General features: G+C 58.7%; 14 protein-coding genes and 1 pseudogene. 7 read left to right on the forward strand and 8 right to left on the reverse strand.

Annotated features, from left to right (window positions below; genetic code table 11):
* Positions 1 to 51: 51 nt before the first annotated feature.
* Genes holA through leuS form a run of 3 tightly spaced genes read right to left on the reverse strand, consistent with a single transcriptional unit; the run spans position 52 to position 4,176 of the window.
* On the reverse strand, positions 52 to 1,065 hold the full coding sequence (gene holA, locus VXJ35_RS16555) for a DNA polymerase III subunit delta (RefSeq protein WP_064022410.1): 1,014 nt from the start codon (positions 1,063 to 1,065) through the stop codon (positions 52 to 54).
* Between the two features lie 5 nt (positions 1,066 to 1,070).
* Positions 1,071 to 1,568 (reverse strand): LPS assembly lipoprotein LptE, encoded by a 498-nt coding sequence (lptE, locus tag VXJ35_RS16560; protein ID WP_054758272.1) that lies wholly within the window; start codon positions 1,566 to 1,568, stop codon positions 1,071 to 1,073.
* A 19-nt stretch (positions 1,569 to 1,587) separates the two neighbouring features.
* Entirely contained in the window at positions 1,588 to 4,176 is a 2,589-nt protein-coding gene (gene leuS, locus VXJ35_RS16565) for a leucine--tRNA ligase (RefSeq protein ID WP_064022411.1), read from the reverse strand.
* Positions 4,177 to 4,265: 89 nt separating this feature from the next.
* Here leuS and VXJ35_RS16570 point away from each other — a divergent pair, with 89 nt between their 5' ends.
* Together VXJ35_RS16570 and VXJ35_RS16575 are read left to right on the forward strand one after the other, a co-directional pair.
* A complete protein-coding gene (locus tag VXJ35_RS16570) occupies positions 4,266 to 4,754 on the forward strand; it encodes a zinc ribbon-containing protein (protein WP_054758180.1) in 489 nt (162 codons plus the stop codon).
* 58 nt (positions 4,755 to 4,812) lie between these two features.
* Complete coding sequence (locus VXJ35_RS16575) at positions 4,813 to 5,586, forward strand: ParA family protein (protein WP_064022412.1); 774 nt, start codon at positions 4,813 to 4,815, stop codon at positions 5,584 to 5,586.
* A gap of 218 nt (positions 5,587 to 5,804) precedes the next feature.
* Here VXJ35_RS16575 and VXJ35_RS16580 read toward each other — a convergent pair whose 3' ends face one another.
* Both VXJ35_RS16580 and phoU read right to left on the reverse strand, forming a co-directional pair.
* Positions 5,805 to 6,161, reverse strand: coding sequence for a hypothetical protein (locus tag VXJ35_RS16580; RefSeq protein ID WP_064022413.1), 357 nt, complete (start codon positions 6,159 to 6,161; stop codon positions 5,805 to 5,807).
* A gap of 36 nt (positions 6,162 to 6,197) precedes the next feature.
* Positions 6,198 to 6,935 (reverse strand): phosphate signaling complex protein PhoU, encoded by a 738-nt coding sequence (gene phoU / locus VXJ35_RS16585; RefSeq protein ID WP_064022414.1) that lies wholly within the window; start codon positions 6,933 to 6,935, stop codon positions 6,198 to 6,200.
* 252 nt (positions 6,936 to 7,187) lie between these two features.
* Here phoU and VXJ35_RS16590 point away from each other — a divergent pair, with 252 nt between their 5' ends.
* Positions 7,188 to 7,982 (forward strand): UDP-2,3-diacylglucosamine diphosphatase, encoded by a 795-nt coding sequence (locus tag VXJ35_RS16590; RefSeq protein WP_054758177.1) that lies wholly within the window; start codon positions 7,188 to 7,190, stop codon positions 7,980 to 7,982.
* A gap of 53 nt (positions 7,983 to 8,035) precedes the next feature.
* On the opposite strand, the gene VXJ35_RS16595 is transcribed toward VXJ35_RS16590, so the two are convergent.
* Positions 8,036 to 8,938, reverse strand: a complete 903-nt coding sequence (locus tag VXJ35_RS16595; protein WP_157198205.1) for a proline dehydrogenase — start codon at positions 8,936 to 8,938, stop codon at positions 8,036 to 8,038.
* A gap of 16 nt (positions 8,939 to 8,954) precedes the next feature.
* Positions 8,955 to 9,971 (reverse strand): GNAT family N-acetyltransferase, encoded by a 1,017-nt coding sequence (locus tag VXJ35_RS16600; protein ID WP_064022416.1) that lies wholly within the window; start codon positions 9,969 to 9,971, stop codon positions 8,955 to 8,957.
* A 162-nt stretch (positions 9,972 to 10,133) separates the two neighbouring features.
* Between VXJ35_RS16600 and VXJ35_RS16605 the strand changes: the two genes are divergently transcribed.
* The 4 genes and pseudogenes from VXJ35_RS16605 to VXJ35_RS16620 form a co-directional block, all read left to right on the forward strand.
* Entirely contained in the window at positions 10,134 to 11,255 is a 1,122-nt protein-coding gene (locus VXJ35_RS16605; RefSeq protein ID WP_064022417.1) for a GNAT family N-acetyltransferase, read from the forward strand.
* Positions 11,256 to 11,684: 429 nt separating this feature from the next.
* Positions 11,685 to 14,123 (forward strand): ExeM/NucH family extracellular endonuclease, encoded by a 2,439-nt coding sequence (locus VXJ35_RS16610; RefSeq protein WP_231914772.1) that lies wholly within the window; start codon positions 11,685 to 11,687, stop codon positions 14,121 to 14,123.
* Positions 14,124 to 14,187: 64 nt separating this feature from the next.
* Entirely contained in the window at positions 14,188 to 14,814 is a 627-nt protein-coding gene (locus tag VXJ35_RS16615; protein ID WP_064022418.1) for a hypothetical protein, read from the forward strand.
* Positions 14,756 to 15,708: pseudogene (locus VXJ35_RS16620) on the forward strand (IS481 family transposase); the annotation flags it as partial. The gene VXJ35_RS16615 and the pseudogene VXJ35_RS16620, both read left to right, overlap by 59 nt.
* A 431-nt stretch (positions 15,709 to 16,139) precedes the next feature.
* On the opposite strand, the gene VXJ35_RS16625 reads toward VXJ35_RS16620, so the two are convergent.
* On the reverse strand, positions 16,140 to 18,398 hold the full coding sequence (locus tag VXJ35_RS16625) for a heavy metal translocating P-type ATPase (RefSeq protein WP_064022419.1): 2,259 nt from the start codon (positions 18,396 to 18,398) through the stop codon (positions 16,140 to 16,142).
* Between the last annotated feature and the right edge of the window lie 8 nt (positions 18,399 to 18,406).

The following is an 18,406-nucleotide window of genomic DNA, read 5'->3' on the forward strand; positions in this document are numbered from 1 at the left end:
AGTTCCCGGCCCCTACGCCGGAGAACTTAGCTTACTTAGCAAAAGGCGCGGTCACAGCCCCGCCATTCCCGAAAACCGCACACACAAACCGAACAAACCTTCCCACTCGTCCCCGGCGGATTGCCCCTTTATACTGCGGTCGATTTCCGCCCCGGCCCGCAGAATCGCTTGCAACTGCTCGGTTTTCAAACGCTGGACGGCTTCTTGCACCAGATGCTTGCGTTTATCCCAAACCTGATATTTCTTAAACACCGCGTCCGGGTTGCCGCCGCGGCCTAACTCGCTTTTGACGTGCAGCAACATCCTGGTTTCCCGGCTCAGCGCCCACAACACGATGGAACTGGCGGTTCCTTCGGCCCGTAAGCCATTCAGTATTTTTAACGCTCGGTTCAATTTTCCGGCCAGCAAGGCCTCGGTCAATTTGAACACGTCGAAACGGGCGCTGTCGGCAACGTCGTCCTCGACCATGGCTTTGCCGACCAAGGTCGCACCGTGCAGGATATAAAGCTTTTCGATCTCCTGTGCGGCCGCCAACAGATTGCCCTCGACCCGGACCGCCAAACTTTTCAAGGCATCTTGGTCCAGCCGCATGCCTTTGCGCTCGGCGCGGCGTTGCAACCACTGCCGCAATTCCTGCCCTTGCAATGGCCAAACCTGGACGATGACGCCAACGCCGTCCACAGCCTGAAACCACTGCGACTTTTGCGCCGCTGACTCTAGTTTGCCCGCCGTCACAAGCAACACGGTATCTTCCGGTAAACGCTGGCAATAGGCGATCAGGGCTTTGCTGCCTTCCGTTCCCGGCTTCGCCGAAGGCAGGCGCAAATCGATTAATTTTTTGTCGGAAAAAATCGACAGCGAATCGGCTTCCAGGCCAAGTTGCGGCCATTCGTGGCCGGACTCGACCGAAATCACTTCGCGGGTGGTGTAGCCGGCCGCTCGCGCTGCCTTACGGATGTCGTCGGCGGCTTCGCCCAACTGCAAAGGCTCGTCGCCGCTGACCAGATAGACAGGAGCCACGGCTTTTTGCAACGCCGCGGCCAACTGCTCGACTTTCAAGCGCACGTGTTTTACTTCTGGTTGTCGATCGCCACGCGGGCGCGGGCCAAGATCATCCGGGCCGCCTGCTTATAAATTTCGCTGCGTATCAACTGCTCTTCGTTGGTTTTCGCCAATACGGCGGTCTGGTCGTTGAAGAATTCCCGGGACAATTCGATGACCTGTTCGTCCATCATCGCCGTCTCCTTCGCGTCGAAGAACTGGAAGCGCAGATAATATTCCAGCTCGGACTCGCTGGATTTACCGGTGGAACCGATAGACAACACCCGGCTGCGCATGTCTTCCTTCAACACTTTGATGACGACGCCGGCATCGTCCGGGGTCGGCGCCAATTTGCCTTTAGACGCCCGCATAATCTGCTGCATTTCGTTTTGCAACGGTCCGGAAGCGCCGAATATGTAAAGGCTTTTCAACGCTGCAGGCATCTCTATCGAGCCGCGCAAATGGTAGCCGCAACCGGCTTGCATCAGCACGGCCGCCAAGACCAGGAATCGGGACCAGCGTTTCATCGGCATTACACTAACCCAGTTAAACAACGATATTGACCAGTTTTTGCGGTACCACGATTAGCTTTTTCACCGGCTTACCCTCAAGGAAACGCTGCACGTTGGCATCGGCCAGCGCCAAGGTTTCGATCTGCTCCTTGGAAGCAGCGACCGCAACCGCCAACTTGCCGCGCAATTTGCCGTTGACTTGCACCACCATTTCGATGCTGTCCTGCACCAACGCCGACTCGTCCAATTCCGGCCACGCCGCGGCGACGATGTCGCTGTCGCGGCCCAGGTCGTTCCAGAGTTGCTGCGCGGCGTGGGGAATGATCGGCGCCAACATCAGCACGATGGCTTCCAACACTTCCTGGCGCACCGCCCGGCCGTTGGCGCTGTCGTCCTCGAATTTGTTCAAGGCGTTGACCAGCTCCATATTCGCGGCGATTGCGGTGTTGAAGGTGTGGCGGCGCGCCATATCGTCGGTCACTTTCTGCAAGGCTTGGTGCAACTGGCGACGCAAGGCTTTTTGATCGTCCGTCAGCGCCGCTTTATCCAGCGCCGTTTGCGGCAAACCGGTCTCGATATGCAAGTAAACCTGGCGCCACAAGCGTTTCAGGAAACGGAATGCGCCTTCGACGCCGGCGTCGTTCCATTCCAAGGACTGGTCCGGCGGCGAAGTAAACATCGTGTACAAGCGCACGGTGTCGGCGCCGTATTTGTCGATCAGCACCTGCGGATCAACGCCGTTGTTCTTGGATTTGGACATCTTTTCGATGGCGCCGACCGTGACCGGCGAGCCGTCTTCCAATAATTTGGCGCCGACGATCTTGCCTTTGGCGTCGCGCTCGACCTCGATCTGGGTCAGGTTGAAATATTTTTTATGGCCGTGTTCGTCGAATTGGTAAAACGTCTCGGCGACGACCATGCCCTGGGTCAGTAGGTTCTTGAACGGCTCGTCGCAAACCAGCAAGCCTTCGTCGCGCAGCAATTTGTTGTAGAAGCGCGAGTACAGCAAATGCAGAATCGCGTGCTCGATACCGCCGATGTAATGGTCGACCGGCAGCCAATAATTGGCGCGCTGGTCCAGCATCGCCGTGTGGCAATCGCTGCTGGCATAACGGGCGAAGTACCAGGACGATTCCATGAAGGTGTCGAAGGTGTCGGTCTCGCGTCGGGCCGGTTTGCCGCATTTCGGGCAGTCGGCATGCGGGAAGGTCGGATGCGCGGCCAGCGGCGATTGCGAGCCGTCCAGCACTACGTCGCGCGGCAAGGTCACCGGCAGTTGCTCGTCGGGTACCGGTACCGTACCGCAGTCGTCGCAATAAATCACCGGAATCGGCGCGCCCCAGTAACGTTGGCGCGACACGCCCCAGTCGCGCAATCTGAAATTGGTTTTGCGCTCGCCTTTGCCCAGGCTGGCCAGTTTGGCGGCAATGGCGTCGAAGGCTTGTTTGAAATCCAGACCGTCGAATTCGCCGGAGTTTTTCAGAACGCCTTTGTCGGTGAAAGCCTTGTCGGCCACACTGTCGTCGCTACCGTCCGCTGAGGCAATGACTTCCTTGATGGCGATGCCGTAGCGTTTGGCAAACTCGTAATCGCGCTGGTCATGGGCCGGGACCGACATCACCGCACCGGTACCGTAGCTCATCAACACGAAGTTGGCGATCCACACCGGCACCGACTCGCCGGTCAGCGGATGAATCGCGCTGTAACCGGAGGCGATGCCGCGTTTTTCCATGGTTTCCATCGCCGCTTCCGAGGTTTCCATCTGCTTGCAGGATTCGATGAACGCGGCAATCGCGGGATTGGTTTTGGCGGCTTTCAGTGCGACCGGATGCTCGGCGGCGACCGCGACGTAAGTCACGCCCATCACCGTGTCGGGACGGGTGGTGTAAATTCGAATCGGCGACTCGAAACCTTCCACGGCAAAATCCATCTCCACGCCTTCGGAACGGCCGATCCAGTTGGCCTGCATCGTCCGCACCTGTTCGGGCCAGCCCGGCAGTTTTTGCAGGTCGTCCAGCAATTCCTGGGCATAAGCGGTGATTTTCAAAAACCACTGCGAGATTTCCTTTTTCTCGACTTGGGTGTCGCAACGCCAGCAGCAGCCGTCGATCACCTGTTCGTTGGCCAGTACGGTTTGGTCGTGCGGGCACCAGTTGACCGGCGCGGTTTTTTTGTAAACCAGGCCCTTTTCCAGCAGACGGATGAAGAACCATTGTTCCCAGCGGTAATACTCAGGGTCGCAGGTCGCCAGCTCGCGGCTCCAGTCGTAACCGAAGCCCAGGCGTTTGAGCTGGTCGCGCATGTAGTCGATGTTGGAATAGGTCCAATCGGCCGGATGCACCTTGTTTTGCATCGCAGCGTTTTCCGCCGGTAAACCGAAGGCATCCCATCCCATCGGTTGCAACACGTGCTTGCCTTGCATGCGCTGGAAGCGGCTGATCACGTCGCCGATGGTGTAGTTGCGGACGTGGCCCATGTGCAGCTTGCCGCTCGGGTAGGGGAACATCGACAAGCAGTAGTATTTTTCCTTGCCGGTATCCTCGGTTGCGGTAAACACGCCTGATTTTTCCCAATCGGCTTGGACTTTTTCTTCGATCGCCGCGGGGTTGTAATGCTCTTCCATCCTGTTCGTCTTTTGCTGTAAAAAGGCGCTAGAATACCTTACAGGCGCTTAAATCTAAAGCGCGAATACTATAAATACCGGGAGTAAGCATGGGCGAAAATAAACTGATCAAAGCATACGACGACTTGATGGGCCATCTCTACGAAGCGATGGACGACACGCTGCATTCGGTGGCCGACGCTTTGGAAATCGCCAAAGAGAAAACCGCCGCGCTGGGTGGCCACACCCAGGAAGAAATCAACAAAATCGCCGACTATGTGATGCGCGACGTCGAACACGTCGCCACATCGCCAGACCTGAAACACGAAAACGACTCGCTATCGGAATGGCTGAAGTTCGACATCGAATTGATCGAAAACTTCGCGCTGGAAGCCTTTCTCGACATCGCCGACAAAACCCGGGTCAAACTGGCGGCGCTGGAAATGGAAGCCAAACTGTACCACCCTTACCAAAGCGGCGAAGTGGCCGGCCCCGGCACCTTCACCTGCGACGCTTGCGGCAAGCAAATCGCCTTCAAATCCACCAGCATCATCCCGGCCTGCCCGGAATGCAAAGGCAGCAGTTTCAGCCGTTGTTGATATTGCGGGCTCAAACCTTATAATGCGGGCTTTATTTTTTCCTTGATCGAGGGCGATTATGCGCAGGGTGATTTTCAATCAGAAAGGCGGCGTCGGTAAATCCACCATTACCTGCAATTTGGCGGCGATCAGTGCCGTCGAAGGCAAAAAAACCCTGGTGATCGACCTCGACGTACAAGGCAACTCGACGCAATACCTGCTGGGCAGCAAGGTCGCCGATTCCGATAAAACCATTGCCCACTTCTTCAAAGACAGCCTGGGACTGGGCCTGTTCGGCGGCGGCAAGGAAGGCTTGGACGGCCTGATCCACGAAACGCCCTTCCCCAACCTGTACGTGCTGCCGTCGCATTCCGACCTGGAAGGCCTGCAAAGCCGGCTGGAATCCAGGCATAAAATCTACAAACTGCGCGAAGCGCTGGAACGGCTGGAAGGCTTCGAACACATCTATATCGACACGCCGCCGATTCTGAACTTCTACAGCCTGTCAGCCTTGATCGCCGCCGAAAAATGCCTAATCCCATTCGACTGCGACACCTTCGCCCGCGAAGCCTTGTACACGCTGATGCGAGCGATCACCGAAGTCAAGGCCGACCACAACCCGCATTTGGAAGTGGAAGGCGTCGTCGTCAACCAATACCAAAAACAAGCCAACCTGCCGCGGCAATTGGTCGAAGACCTGATCGCCGAAGGCTTGCCGGTGCTGGAAACCAAAATCTCGACCTCGGTCAAAGTCCGCGAATCGCACAGCGATGCCCAACCGCTGGTGCACTACGCCCCATCGCACAAACTGACCGAAGAATACCGCGCCTTGCATTTGGAAATTCACCAATAGCTGCCGCTGCGCCATCGAACCTAAAAAAGCCAGGCCTAGCCTGGCTTTTTTGTATGTGTCGGTTAAGCTTAAAATCCAGCTCTCATTACGAATGAAATGTCATAAAAGTGGCTTCGGCATTCCGGCCTACAAAATAAAATTGGCCAAACCGGAAGCAAGCAAACTCTCACTCGCCATCGCCAGCATGCAGACTATGCAACCGGACAAACTCACCGCCCTCACCCCGCCATATCCAACACCGCATGGTCCAGCTTCGCGTTCAAGCGGCTGAAGGCCTTGTGCAGGACTTCCCAGCCGGTAAACGACACGACCAGCCAACCGGTGGTATGCCGCTCCCATTCGGTGTCCACTAGCACACCGGCTTGCACCAAATCGACGAACGCCGCGTCGCTGGGGGCTTCGATATAGGCCAGCGCCGCCGGCAAATGCTCGGCCGGCACCAATCTGGCGCTAGGCTGGCCGTTGTTGGCGTGGCGGTCGGTATACATCACGTAGCCGGGATCGATACCCAAAGCCTTGAGCTCGTTGCAATAATCGGCAAACCCGTAATACGGAAACGGCAATGTCGGCCCCATGGCTGGACTCCGAATCGTAATTGTAAAAACGGCCGGTCAGGCGTTGCCCTGGCTAGGCGTTTGCTGGCGCAGCAGACCGCCGTGGCGGATATCGACGCCGTCCAGCATGAACACGGCATGCTCGGCGACGACCCGGCAATGCTCGGCGCAACGCTCCAAAATCTTCATCATTTGCATGATATCCAGCGCCCGGCGGATCATGCGGGCGTCGTGCAGCACATAGGCCAATTGGTGCTTGATCCCTTCCTGCAATTCTTTCTCGCACAGTTGGTCGCATTGCAACAGCGCATAAGCCTGTTTGGAATCGCGGTTCTCGAACACCACCATCAGCTTGTCCAGAATCGCCTTGACCAAGCCGCCCATTTTGACGATATCGGCCAGCAATTTTTCGTTCGGGTCGCTGGTGCTCGGATCGAACAACACCGTGACCAGCCGGGCGAATTCGCCGATTTCGTCGCCGATTTTGGAAAACTCGGCCGAAATTTTCGATACCGACAACACCAGGCGCAGATCGTTGGCCACCGGGCAATGCCGGGCAATCACGCTCAACACGCCGTCGTCGATTTTGCTTTCGTAATGTTTCAGCTTCTTGTGGCGGGAAATGACTTTCTGCGCCAGCTCGGCGTCGCCGTAATCCATGGCTTGCATGGCCTGCTCGAACTGGTAAATCAACAAGTCGGTAACTTCCAGCAGCAGGCCGTACAAATGGCTCAGCTCGTTGTCGTATTCGTGCAGCGTATGCGGATTGCCGCCGGTGTCTGTCGGAGTGATCATAACCAAGTCTCTATCGGGTTAACGCGCAAGTTTTTAGGCCCGGAGTTTAACGGCCCAAAGTGACAGGAATGTGACATGGCAGCAGCTACAAGCCAGCTCCGGCCGGGCCGCACGCCGGGGATGACGGAATTGTGACAAGCGGACGCGGGCGGCAAAATCGGCTTGTCCGCCACCCGCTTGCGGCAAGCGTCATACTGCTGTCATAAACAGCCAGAAAAATACCCCCATCCGCTATCCATACCCAGCGTACTTATGACTGCCTCTACATACCGAACCATCTGGATTTCCGATTTGCACATCGGCTCCACCCAATGCCACGCCGACGCGCTGCTGGATTTTCTGAAACACAACGATAGCGAAAAGCTGTATCTGGTCGGCGACATCATCGACTTTTGGGCGTTGTCGAAAAAGATGTACTGGCCGCGGGAGCACAACACCATCATCCAGAAAATTCTGCGCAAAGCCCGGCACGGCACCCAAATCATTTACGTGCCCGGCAACCACGACGAAAACGTGCGCGAATACGACGATTACGTATTCGGCGACATCGTGGTCAAGCGTTCCGACATCCACACCACCGCTGCCGGCAAACGCTTTTTGATCGTGCACGGCGACGAATACGACACCATCGCCAGGCACCACCGCTGGCTGGCCAAGATCGGCAGCGTCGGCTACGACTGGCTGATCGAGATCAACCGTTTCCTACGCCTATGCCGGAAACTGATCGGCTACCAATCGCATTTTTCGTTGGCCGCCTTCGTCAAATTCAAAGTCAAAAATGCCGTGCAATTTATTTCGGACTACGAGGAAAGCATCGTCCGCACCCTCAGAAACCAGGGGCTGGACGGCGTGATCTGCGGCCACATCCATCACGCCGAAATCAAGGACATCGAAGGTTTCACCTACGTCAACACCGGCGACTTCGTCGAGAGCTGCACCGCCATCGTCGAACATAACGACGGCCGCCTGGAACTGGTGCACTGGTTGAAACAGGAAAAACCGAGCCCGGAAACTCAAGCCGAAACCGGCCTGCCCCACCCCGGCTGAGTCTGAATACCGCCAAGTTAGCAAGATCCGCCGACCGGCAAGGCGGGATTCGGTTAACTCCAGATTCTGCCCGGCAAGCGCCGCAGCGACAGCAATAAGCCGACGACGCTGTCGCGGATTACCCACCACAGCAGGCGCGGATTGTCGGCGGCCTTGGCCAATGCATACGGCCGCCAGGCGATACCGAACGGGATGTAAACCCGGACCGGCACCGAAAATTCGCGGGCCAGCGCCAGCAAACGGCGCTTGGGCAAACCGTGCAGCAATTCGATTTCGCAAGGGGTGCCGGCCGCGCGCAAGCGCAGCAAGGCTTCGCGCACCAACCATGGATCGTGGCTGGCCAGCGCCACCGACGCCGCCCGGCCGGCCAGCCGCTCGACCACGCGCAGAAAACCCTCGCGCATATCCATATCGGCGTCCAGCGGATCGGGCCACTCGCCCTTCACCACCCGCACCCGCACTCCCAACTCGCAGGCCAGATCGGCGTCGGCCAAACTGCGCCGCCAGCGCCCCGGTACACTCAAACCCACCGCCGCGCCCTCGGCCAGCGCGTTGCGCACGCAGGCCAGTGTCGCATCGGCCGTCAACGGCTCGTGCGAATCGAAATGCAGCAGCATTCCGGCGTCGCGCGCCGCGCCGGCGATTTGGTCCAGTAATCCGGCATCGTAAGCCAAGGCCGGCGCCTTGACCGACAAGTAAGCTTGGCCCGGCAATTCGGCAATGGCGGCGATAATCCGCCGGCAGACCGCGGCAACCTGTTCCGGCGTTTCCTGGCGTTGCGGTTCCAACCAATTATGAAAGTAGCCCAGCGTGCACGCGAGCTGCTGCGCCGACAGCCGGCGCGCCACCCGCATCGCGTCCTCCAGCCGGGAGCCCGGCACGTATACCCGGCCGGCTATCCGCAATACCAGGCGCAAGCCTTTGCCTACGATGCGCCGTCCCCAAGTCTTAACCATCAATTCCCCCAATCGGTTACAAACGGCCGCGCAATGTGCGCACCGCGCTTTTCGCCGCCATTTTCATTGCCGCCAAGCCGAACGGCGCCGCCCGCACCTGGCAATATTCGCGCACGTCGCGGGTCCATAGCCGGGTCCAGCCGTCCATGCCGCCCATGAATTCGTAAGCATGCAATCCGCCGCCAGCCGCGTATTGCAGCGTATGCCGCATCAATAATTGGCCCGGCGAACAGTCGGCAAAAGCCAAATCGTGGCTGATCTTGAACAGCCAGAAGCGTTGCCGCCACTCGCAGGCAATCTGCATCGCCGCGGTGCGGTCGCCGAGACGCAGCAAGGCGATGCGCAACATACCTTCCTGCATCGCCGCCCGGCAGAAGCGCCGGAAAAATTCGCCCGGGACCCAGTCGGTGCTCAAGGCGGTGCCTGCGGCGGCCTTCCAACTTTTCGCCTCCATCGCGTAAGCCTCGGCCAATAGCCGGGTCAACTCGGCCGCGTCGGCCGGCGCCTGGATCTGGTAGCGCAAATCGCCGAATCGGGCCGCCCGCCGTTCCGCACGGCGAAAATCCGCCCGCCGCCGCGCGTTGAACAGCGCATCGACATCGGCAATCTGCCGCTCCAACCGGATCAGCGGCGTCGGCATGGCCGGTTGGATCTGCACCAGACCGCGCCGGCGGTAGGCCCGGCGCAAAGCCGGCAGCGTCGGCGAGTCCAGCGGCAGCCGTTCCAGATACAGCGGCAAAGGCTGCGCCGCCAGCCCGTCCGCCAGAACGGCCAAACCGGGCTCATCTGCGGCAATCAGATCGCTGGGTTCGAACATGGCCGGCAATTCGCGCAGCCAGCCACCGGCAGCGCACAACGGCGCCAGCGCCTGCAATCGGCCGCCGGATTCGATCGCATACAATCTGATAGGCAAACCGGGCGGCAACAAACCGGCCCGGGCCTGCATCCAGGCGTGAGTCTGGGTCGGCATGCCGCCCGCAATCTGCGGCCATCGCGGCAAGTCCGGAAATTCGGCCAACTGGCAAAGTTTCATCTAAACATCGGTAACGGCGGACTCGGTCCGCTCTTATGAAAAAGGTCGCCGCTCGGCCGGCGGGTATTGCGCGATCGCGCCTGTGCTTATAGATTGGCAGCGCCGCGGCTATCGCGGCGATGTTACTGTAACCGCTCGCCGATTGGAACCGTTGCCCCAACCATGTATACGATCGAACACTACCCAAACTTCGCCGAACTCCCACAGGACTGCACCTGGCTGCACGATTGCGGCTTCTTTTACCGGCCGCAGTGGTTCGAAATCCTGCAACGCAGCCTGTTTGCCGACACGGACACCTTGCGCATCTACGCCGTCGCCGATGCCGGCTGCGGCCGCACCCTATTGTTGGCAGTGTTGCGCCACACCGTGCTCGACTCAGCCGCGACCGGCGCCGACACCTTGGCCGCGCTCAGCCATCCGGAAAACTTCGCCGAAACGCCGTTGCTGTTTCATCCCGCCGCATCCGACCGCCAGGGATTATTGACTGCCCTGTTCCGCCACCTGCAGGCCACGCCGCTAGGCAACGGCCGCGGCCGCTGCGACGCGCTGCGTCTGTGGCCGTTGGCGGACGGTGCGGAACTGGAGCAAGCTCTGGTTTCGGCTTTACAGCAAGCCGGCTTCCGTTGCCAACGCTACGCCAATTCCTACAATCGCTACGAAACCACCGCCGGCCTGGACTACGCCGCCTATTTCGCCGCGCGCAGCGCCAACTTGCGTTACAGCGTACGCCGCCGGCAACGGGCCTTGGAAAAAACCGGCCAACTCAAACTGGAGTTGTACACCACGCCGGAACAGTTGCAGCAAGCGCTGTCCGACTATATCGCCGTGTCGATGACTAGCTGGAAACGGCCGGAAACCATGTTCAACAAAGAAATTCAGGACATGATGCGGCTGGCCGCGGAGTTGGGCTGCCTGCGGCTGGGTATTTTGCGCCTGGGCGAACAGGCCGCCGCGGTGCAATTCTGGCTGTTCGACCGCGGCGTCGCCCACTGCGTCCGCCTGGCTTATCGGGAAGAGTACAAGCATCTGGCGGTCGGCGTGGTGTTGACCAACTTCATGATCGCCCACGCGTTGGACCGGGACCGGGCGGCAAGCATAGACTTCGGCTTCGGCGTCGAGGATTACAAGGGCGGCTGGATGAAACAGGCCCGCGACTATTACGGCGTGATGGCGTTCAACCCGGCCACGGCCGCCGGCAATTACCACGCCGCCCGCAACATCCTCGGCCAACGCCTGAAACGCGGCGTCAAAACCCTATTGCGAACCGCCGGACTGCGCAAGTAATCGCGTCTGTGGCTGCGGATTCGCAGGGAATCTCCGATCCACCGAATGCCGTTAAGTTAAGGATGGCCTGCCCCTACAGGATTCGCAAAAGCCGGTTGGTTGCTTAACTTAACCGCATTACCCAGCCGCCCCGGTGTAATACGTTTCACCAAAACGTCCGCAAACCGTCACGGTTTCTTAACCTGCCGCTCCGGCCTATCCCGCAAAATGTGACCGGACTTGCAGAATCGGTTGCCAAAACCGGTCCCGCCTCGGCGCTACCCCCTTGAATCGGCGGCGGGATTTTTCTGCGGGTCGGCCAGGCTTTCGGCCTGTTCGCTGTTTTTACCATTACAGAGACTCTCCGACCATGATCGCAAACCAATTTGGCCGCTTGCCGTTGCTGGCGGCAATGGCGGCAATCGGCGCTAACGCCGAAGCCGCAACGCCGTGTTTATCAACGAAATCCATTACGACAACGCCGACAGCGACAGTGGCGAAGCCGTCGAAATCGCCGGACCGGCCGGCACCGACCTCAGCGGCTGGAAAATCGTGCCCTACAACGGCAGCGGCGGCGCCAGCTACACCCCGGTCTGCAATCTGAGCGGTAGCATCCCCAATCAAAACAACGGCTTCGGTAGCGTCAGTTGCGCCATTTCCGGTTTGCAAAACGGTGCGCCGGACGGCATCGCCTTGGTTGACGCCGGCAACGCCGTAGTGCAGTTCCTCAGTTACGAAGGTACGTTTACCGCCAGCAACGGTCCGGCTAACGGCATGGCCAGCGTCGACATCGGCGTCCTCGAATCCGGCAGCGGCGCGGCCGGCCAGTCGCTGCAACTAAAAGGCAGCGGCTCGAATTACGAAGACTTCACCTGGGCCGTCGAATCGGACGCGTCGTTCGGCAACATCAACGCCGGCCAAACCTTCGGCAGCGTGACACCGCCACCACCGCCGGTATCGCAATGCGGCCAGCCGGCAACCTTGATTAGCGCCATCCAGGGCAGCGGCGGCGTCAGCCCACTGAACGGCACTGTGCAACACGTCGAAGCCGTGGTCAGCGCCGACTTTCAAGGCAGCGGCAACTTGAACGGTTTCTTTGTTCAGCAAGGCAGCGATGCCGACGCCAATCCGGCGACCTCGGAAGGCCTGTTCGTGGCCGCCAACACGCCGGTCAACGTTGGCGACCGGGTCCACTTGGTCGGCAGCGTCGCCGAAACCTACGGCATGACCCGCCTGGAAAACCTCAGCAGCGTCGAGATCTGCTCCAGCGGCAACGCACTGCCCGCGGCGGTAGAAGTCAATCTGCCGTTCGATAGCGCCGGCAACGACCCGGAACGCTGGGAAGGCATGCTGGTACATTTACCGCAACCCCTGACCGTCACCGAAAACTACAATCTGGCCCGCTACGGCGAATTCCTGTTGTCATCCGGCGGCCGCTTATTAACACCAACTCAAGTCGCCACGCCCGGCCAAGCCGCCAACGACGTTGCCGCGCAAAATGCCTTGAACCAGCTATTGGTCGATGACGGCAGCAATCAGCAAAACCCCGATCCGGTGATCTATCCGCAACCGGCGGGTTTGAGCGCGGCCAACAGCCTACGCTCCGGCGCTACGGTAGCCGGCGCCAGCGGCGTGTTGGCTTACGATTTCGGCGTCTACCGTTTGCAACCGACTCAGCCGTTGACGTTTACCGCCGGCAACCCGCGCCCGGCCAACCCGGCGCCTAACGGTCCGGGCTCGCTGAAAGTTACTAGCTTTAACGTGCTGAACTATTTCAACGGCAACGGCCTGGGCGGCGGCTTCCCGACTGCGCGCGGCGCCAATACCCTGGCGGAATTCAACCGCCAACGCGCCAAAATCATACCCGCCATCCATGCGTTGAATGCCGATGTGATCGGCTTGATGGAAATCGAAAACGACGGCTACGCCGGCACCAGCGCGATTGCCGATCTGGTCAACGGTTTGAACCAACTGGCCGGCGCCGGCAGTTACGCCTTCGTCAATCCTGGCCGCGGCAAAATCGGCAGCGACGAAATCGCGGTGGGTTTGATCTACAAACCCGGCAAAGTCGGCTTGGCCGGCGCCGCCGCTATCCTGGACGGCAGCGTCGACCCGCAGTTTCTGGACACCAAAAACCGGCCGGCATTGGCCCAGACCTTTTTGGATAAAGCGTCCAACAAGCTGCTGACCGTCGCCGTCAACCATTTGAAATCCAAAGGTTCGGCTTGCGACGACATCAACGACCCGGACACCGGCGACGGCCAGGGCAACTGCAACCTGACCCGCACCACCGCCGCAACGGCGCTGGCCAACTGGCTGGCCGGCGACCCGACCCAGCAAGGCGCCGCCAACACGTTGATCATTGGCGACCTGAACAGCTACGCCCAGGAAGACCCGATCAGCGCACTGAAGAACGCCGGCTACCGCAACCTGCTGGAAACGATGGTCGGCAACCAAGCGGCGTATAGCTACGTGTTCGACGGCGCGGCCGGCTATCTGGATCACGCCTTGGCTGGATCGGCTTTGGCGGCGCAAGTCAAAAGCGCAACCGAATGGCACATCAACGCCGACGAGCCGCGCGCGCTGGATTACAACACCGAGTTCAAAACCGTCGGCCAAATAGCCGGATTTTACGCGGCGGATGCCTATCGCTCATCGGATCATGATCCGCTGCTGATCAAGTTATTCGTGCCGGGCGACCTGGATAACGACGGCGATGTGGACGGCAACGATGCCAATTCGATCAAGGCTCAAGTCGGCAAATGCAACGGCAAGACCGGTTTCAATCCGGAAGCGGACTACGACCGCAGCGGCTGCGTGACTTACGCCGATTATCGAATCTGGTACGGCCATTTCACCGGCTACACCGCGTCCTTAACCGCTCAATAACCTTAACTTAGCCACCGGCAAACCGTGTGCCGGTGGCTATGGATACATTTTTTAGGATAACGATATGAAAAATTTGATTCATGTTCTGGCGCTATCGTGCGCCAGCTTGCTGCTGACCGCAGCCGATTGCCAAGCTGCGGCCATCTCTTTCAGTCTGGAAACCACAGCCAATCCAATCCGTGTCGGCGATGTATTCGAGATCGACGTGGTCGTGCACGACCTGTTCGCCGGCGACAACAGCGATGAGCTACTGGCTTTCGGCTTGAACGCCGCCAGCTCGATTTCAGGCCTATTGCAATTTCAAGGCAGCACGGTCAATCCGCTGTTTTCCGACGACAGCTTGCTGGTCGACCTGCAGGCGGCCGGCTCGGCCTTTCCCGGTATAACCAGCGATCCGTCGACCGCGCTGTCGTTCAATTTGGCGACATTACATTTCAAAGCCCTGGCTGCCGGCCAAGTTACGTTGGCGATCGCATCCGATTTGTCCGACTTCAATCAGGGTCTGATCTTTTTGAACCAGGGGCAGGTGGCGATTAATGCCAGCCGTGGGTTTGAGATTACCGCGGTGCCGGTGCCGGCTTCCTTATTGCTGTTTGTTAGTGGGGTGGTGATGGGTTTTGGGGGGATTCGGCGGACTGCCACGCGATACGTTCTATCGCTACAAGGCGGCGGTAGAATCTGGTGGCATTGAAAACCTATTCGACAAAAGCCGTCGGCAGCTTAATCTGAAAAATCGCGTTGACGATGTCACGGAGCAAGCGGTGTTGGCTTATGCGCTCGATTTTCCTGCGTACGGTCAATTACGCGTCAGTAACTAACTGCGTAAAGGCAGTATTTTCGTTTCGTCCAGCGGGGTGCGCAGCATATGGCTGCGCCATGGTCTGGCTAGTTTTAAGGATCGCCTCAAAGCTTTGGAAGTTAAAGTGGCCGAGCAAGGCTTGATTCTGACCGAAGCCCAAGTCGTGGCCTTGGAAATACCCATAGGGCGCAAGAGAAAAAACAGGATGATGAATTTAGCGGTGAAATTGAAACGGCGCACCCTGGCTATCTGGGCTCGCAAGATACCTTCTATGTCGGCACCTTCAAAGGCGTGGGTCGGGTTTATCAGCAAACCTTTGTCGATACCTATTCCAAGGTGGCGTTTGCCAAACTCTACACCACGAAGACGCCGATTGCGGCAGCGGACTTGCTCAACGATAGGGTTTTACCGTTTTTCGCCGAACATGATTTGCCGATGTTGCGCATTCTGACGGATCGAGGCAGCGAATACTGTGGACGCGCGGAAACTCACGATTATCAGCTCTATCTGGCAATCAACGACATCGAACACAGCAAGACCAAGGTCAGATCGCCGCAAACAAATGGCATTTGCGAGCGTTTCCATAAAACCATCTTGCAGGAGTTTTACCAGGTGGCGCTGCGAAAAACCCTGTACGAGGACTTGCCCTCATTGCAACGCGATTTGGACAACTGGCTGGATGAGTACAATAATCATCGAACCCATCAGGGCAAGATGTGCTGTGGACGAACACCCATGGCCACATTGATCGATGGCAAACAAGTCTGGAAAGAAAAAAACTTCTAGGCTGAATTTAACCTAACAGACACTTCTAAAAATCCAGTAACTGTCAGATCAGGTTTGACGTTCTACACAGCCCCTGGTCCTGAATCATCTTGACCACTTGCAGCTTGAACGCCGCATCAAAACTTCGCCTTTCTCGTTTCATTGTGTCCACCTTGAGGGATTGATAGTTTATCAACCTATTCCGGTGTCCAGTTTTATTAGACCACTACACTATGGGTCCGAAATAGGGTTGCCAACCTAAACACCCGTCGCATATTTTCGGACCCTGCAAAAAACAATTAAGCTAATGTTCTAAATAAAGAATTCTATTTTTCGTTCCAGAATAATTTTTTCGTTATCAGGGGGAGATTATTTAACCCCCCTCCCATCCCCATCCTGTTCCCAGGCTATTCGTGCTCCGAGGCTACTTTTAGGCTATTGGGGCGAGTTCCTTAACCGCCACTGTCCAATTTGATCCAGCGCAAGCGGTTGGCGTTGCTGACCACCGTGACCGAAGACATCGCCATCGCTGCACCGGCGATCATCGGATTCAACAAAATGCCGAACAAGGGGTACAACAAGCCGGCTGCCACCGGAATGCCGATGGTGTTGTAGATAAAGGCGCCGAACAAGTTCTGCTGGATATTGGCGACGGTCAATTGCGACAGCGCGATCGCCTCCGGAATTTTCAGCAAGGAACCTTGCAACAGGACGATATCCGCGCTTTCGATTGCCACGTCGGTACCGGCACCCATCGCAAAACCGACATTGGCCTGGGCCAGGGCCGGCGCATCGTTGATGCCGTCGCCGACCATACCCACCAACTCGCCCTGCTGCTGCAAGGCTTTGACCGTTTCGGCCTTATCCTGCGGCAACACCTGGGCGCGAAATTCGGTTATACCGGCCTGGGCGGCGATGGCCTTGGCGGTGATTTCGTTATCGCCGGTCACCATCAGCACCCGCACGCCGCGCCGTTTCAGTTCGCGCACGGCCTGGGCCGAGTCGGGTTTGATCGGGTCGGCTACCGACACCACGCCGACCACGGCCTGATCGACCGCCAGCATCATCGGCGTCTGGCCTTTTCCGGCCAACTCGGCCAGCTTGTCCCGGCACACGCCGGTATCGATGCCGTGCTCGGCCATCAGCGCGGCATTGCCGAACAGCCATTGCCGGTCGCCGATGCGGCCGGTAACGCCGTGCCCGGCCACGGCCTGAAACCGGCGAACTTTTTCCAAAGCCAGTCCGCGTTGTTCGGCAGCCGCCAAAATCGCCGCGGCCAGCGGGTGCTCCGATCCGGATTCCAGACTGGCGGCGAACTGCAGCACTTGGCTGCCGTTATAGTCGCCGAACGCCAGCACTTCGGCCAAGGCCGGCTTGCCGGCGGTTACCGTGCCGGTCTTATCCAGTATCAGACAGGTCAATTTACCGGCCGTCTGCAGGGCTTCGCCTTTGCGGATCAAAATTCCGATCTGCGCCGCGCGGCCGACGGCGACCATCACCGAAATCGGCGTCGCCAAACCCAAAGCGCAAGGGCAAGCGATTACCAAGACCGTCATCGAGGTGACGAAGGCATATCCGAAGGCCGGATCCGGCCCTATCGCCCACCAGACCAGGAAGGTAAATACCGAAACCGCAACGACCGCCGGCACGAATACCGCAGAAATTTTATCGGCTAATTTGGCAATGGCCGGCTTGCTGTTTTGCGCCTGGCGCACGCTCTGAATGATATGCGCCAAGGCGGTATCGCGGCCGATATGGGTGGCCGTGAACAAAAAACTGCCTTGGCCGTTGATCGAACCGGCGGCGACGCTGGCGCCGACGTTTTTCTCGACCGGCATCGATTCGCCGGTCAGCATCGATTCGTCGACGCTGGAATGGCCTTCCGCGACCGTGCCATCGACCGCGATCTTTTCGCCCGGCCTTACCCGCAGCGTCTCGCCCAAACCGACCTCCTCGATCGGCACGTCGATCTCTTTGCCGTCGCGCACGACTCTGGCCGTGCGCGGTTGCAGGCCGATCAAGGCTCTGATCGCCGCCGAAGTCTTGCCGCGCGCCCGAGTCTCCAAGGCGCTACCCAGATTGATGAAGGCCAGAATCACGGCCGAGGCTTCGAAATAAGCGTGGGCCGACAGCGGCGGCAATTGTGCGGAATAATCGATGACGATGCAGGAATAAAACCAGGCCGAACCAGTGCCCAACGCAATCAGGGTATCCATGTTGGCCTGCTTCACGGCCAGCAGTTTCAATGCGCTATGAAAAAAATGGCCGCCGGAGTAATACAACACCGCCAGGGTCAGCAGCGCGACTTCGGACCAAAACACCGTACCGGCTGCGGTGCCCATCGCCGGGAACAGGTCGATATGGGCGCCCAGCATCAGCGGCAGACCCAACGCGCCGGCGACCCCGGCTTTACGCATCAAATCGCGGTAACGCTGTCCTTCCTGGGCCTCCTCTTCCGCCGGGTCTTCCAAGCCTTCCATCACCGCCGCGTCGTAACCGGCGTCTTTCAAGGCTTGCTTCATCTCCTGCCGATCCGGATCGCCGACCACCGTCGCGGAATGGTCGGCAAAGTTGACCGCGACCGAAACCACGCCCGGCACGCCTTGCAAGGCGGTTTCGACGGCGCTGACGCAACCTGCACAGCGCATGCCCAATATCGATAGGCGTATCTCCCGGGTTTGGCTGATTTCTGGGTGTTGGGCGTCTGTCATGCTGCCTC

Origin of the sequence: Methylomonas sp. DH-1, from assembly GCF_046097555.1 — a bacterium.
GTDB classification, from domain to species: Bacteria; Pseudomonadota; Gammaproteobacteria; order Methylococcales; family Methylomonadaceae; genus Methylomonas; species Methylomonas koyamae.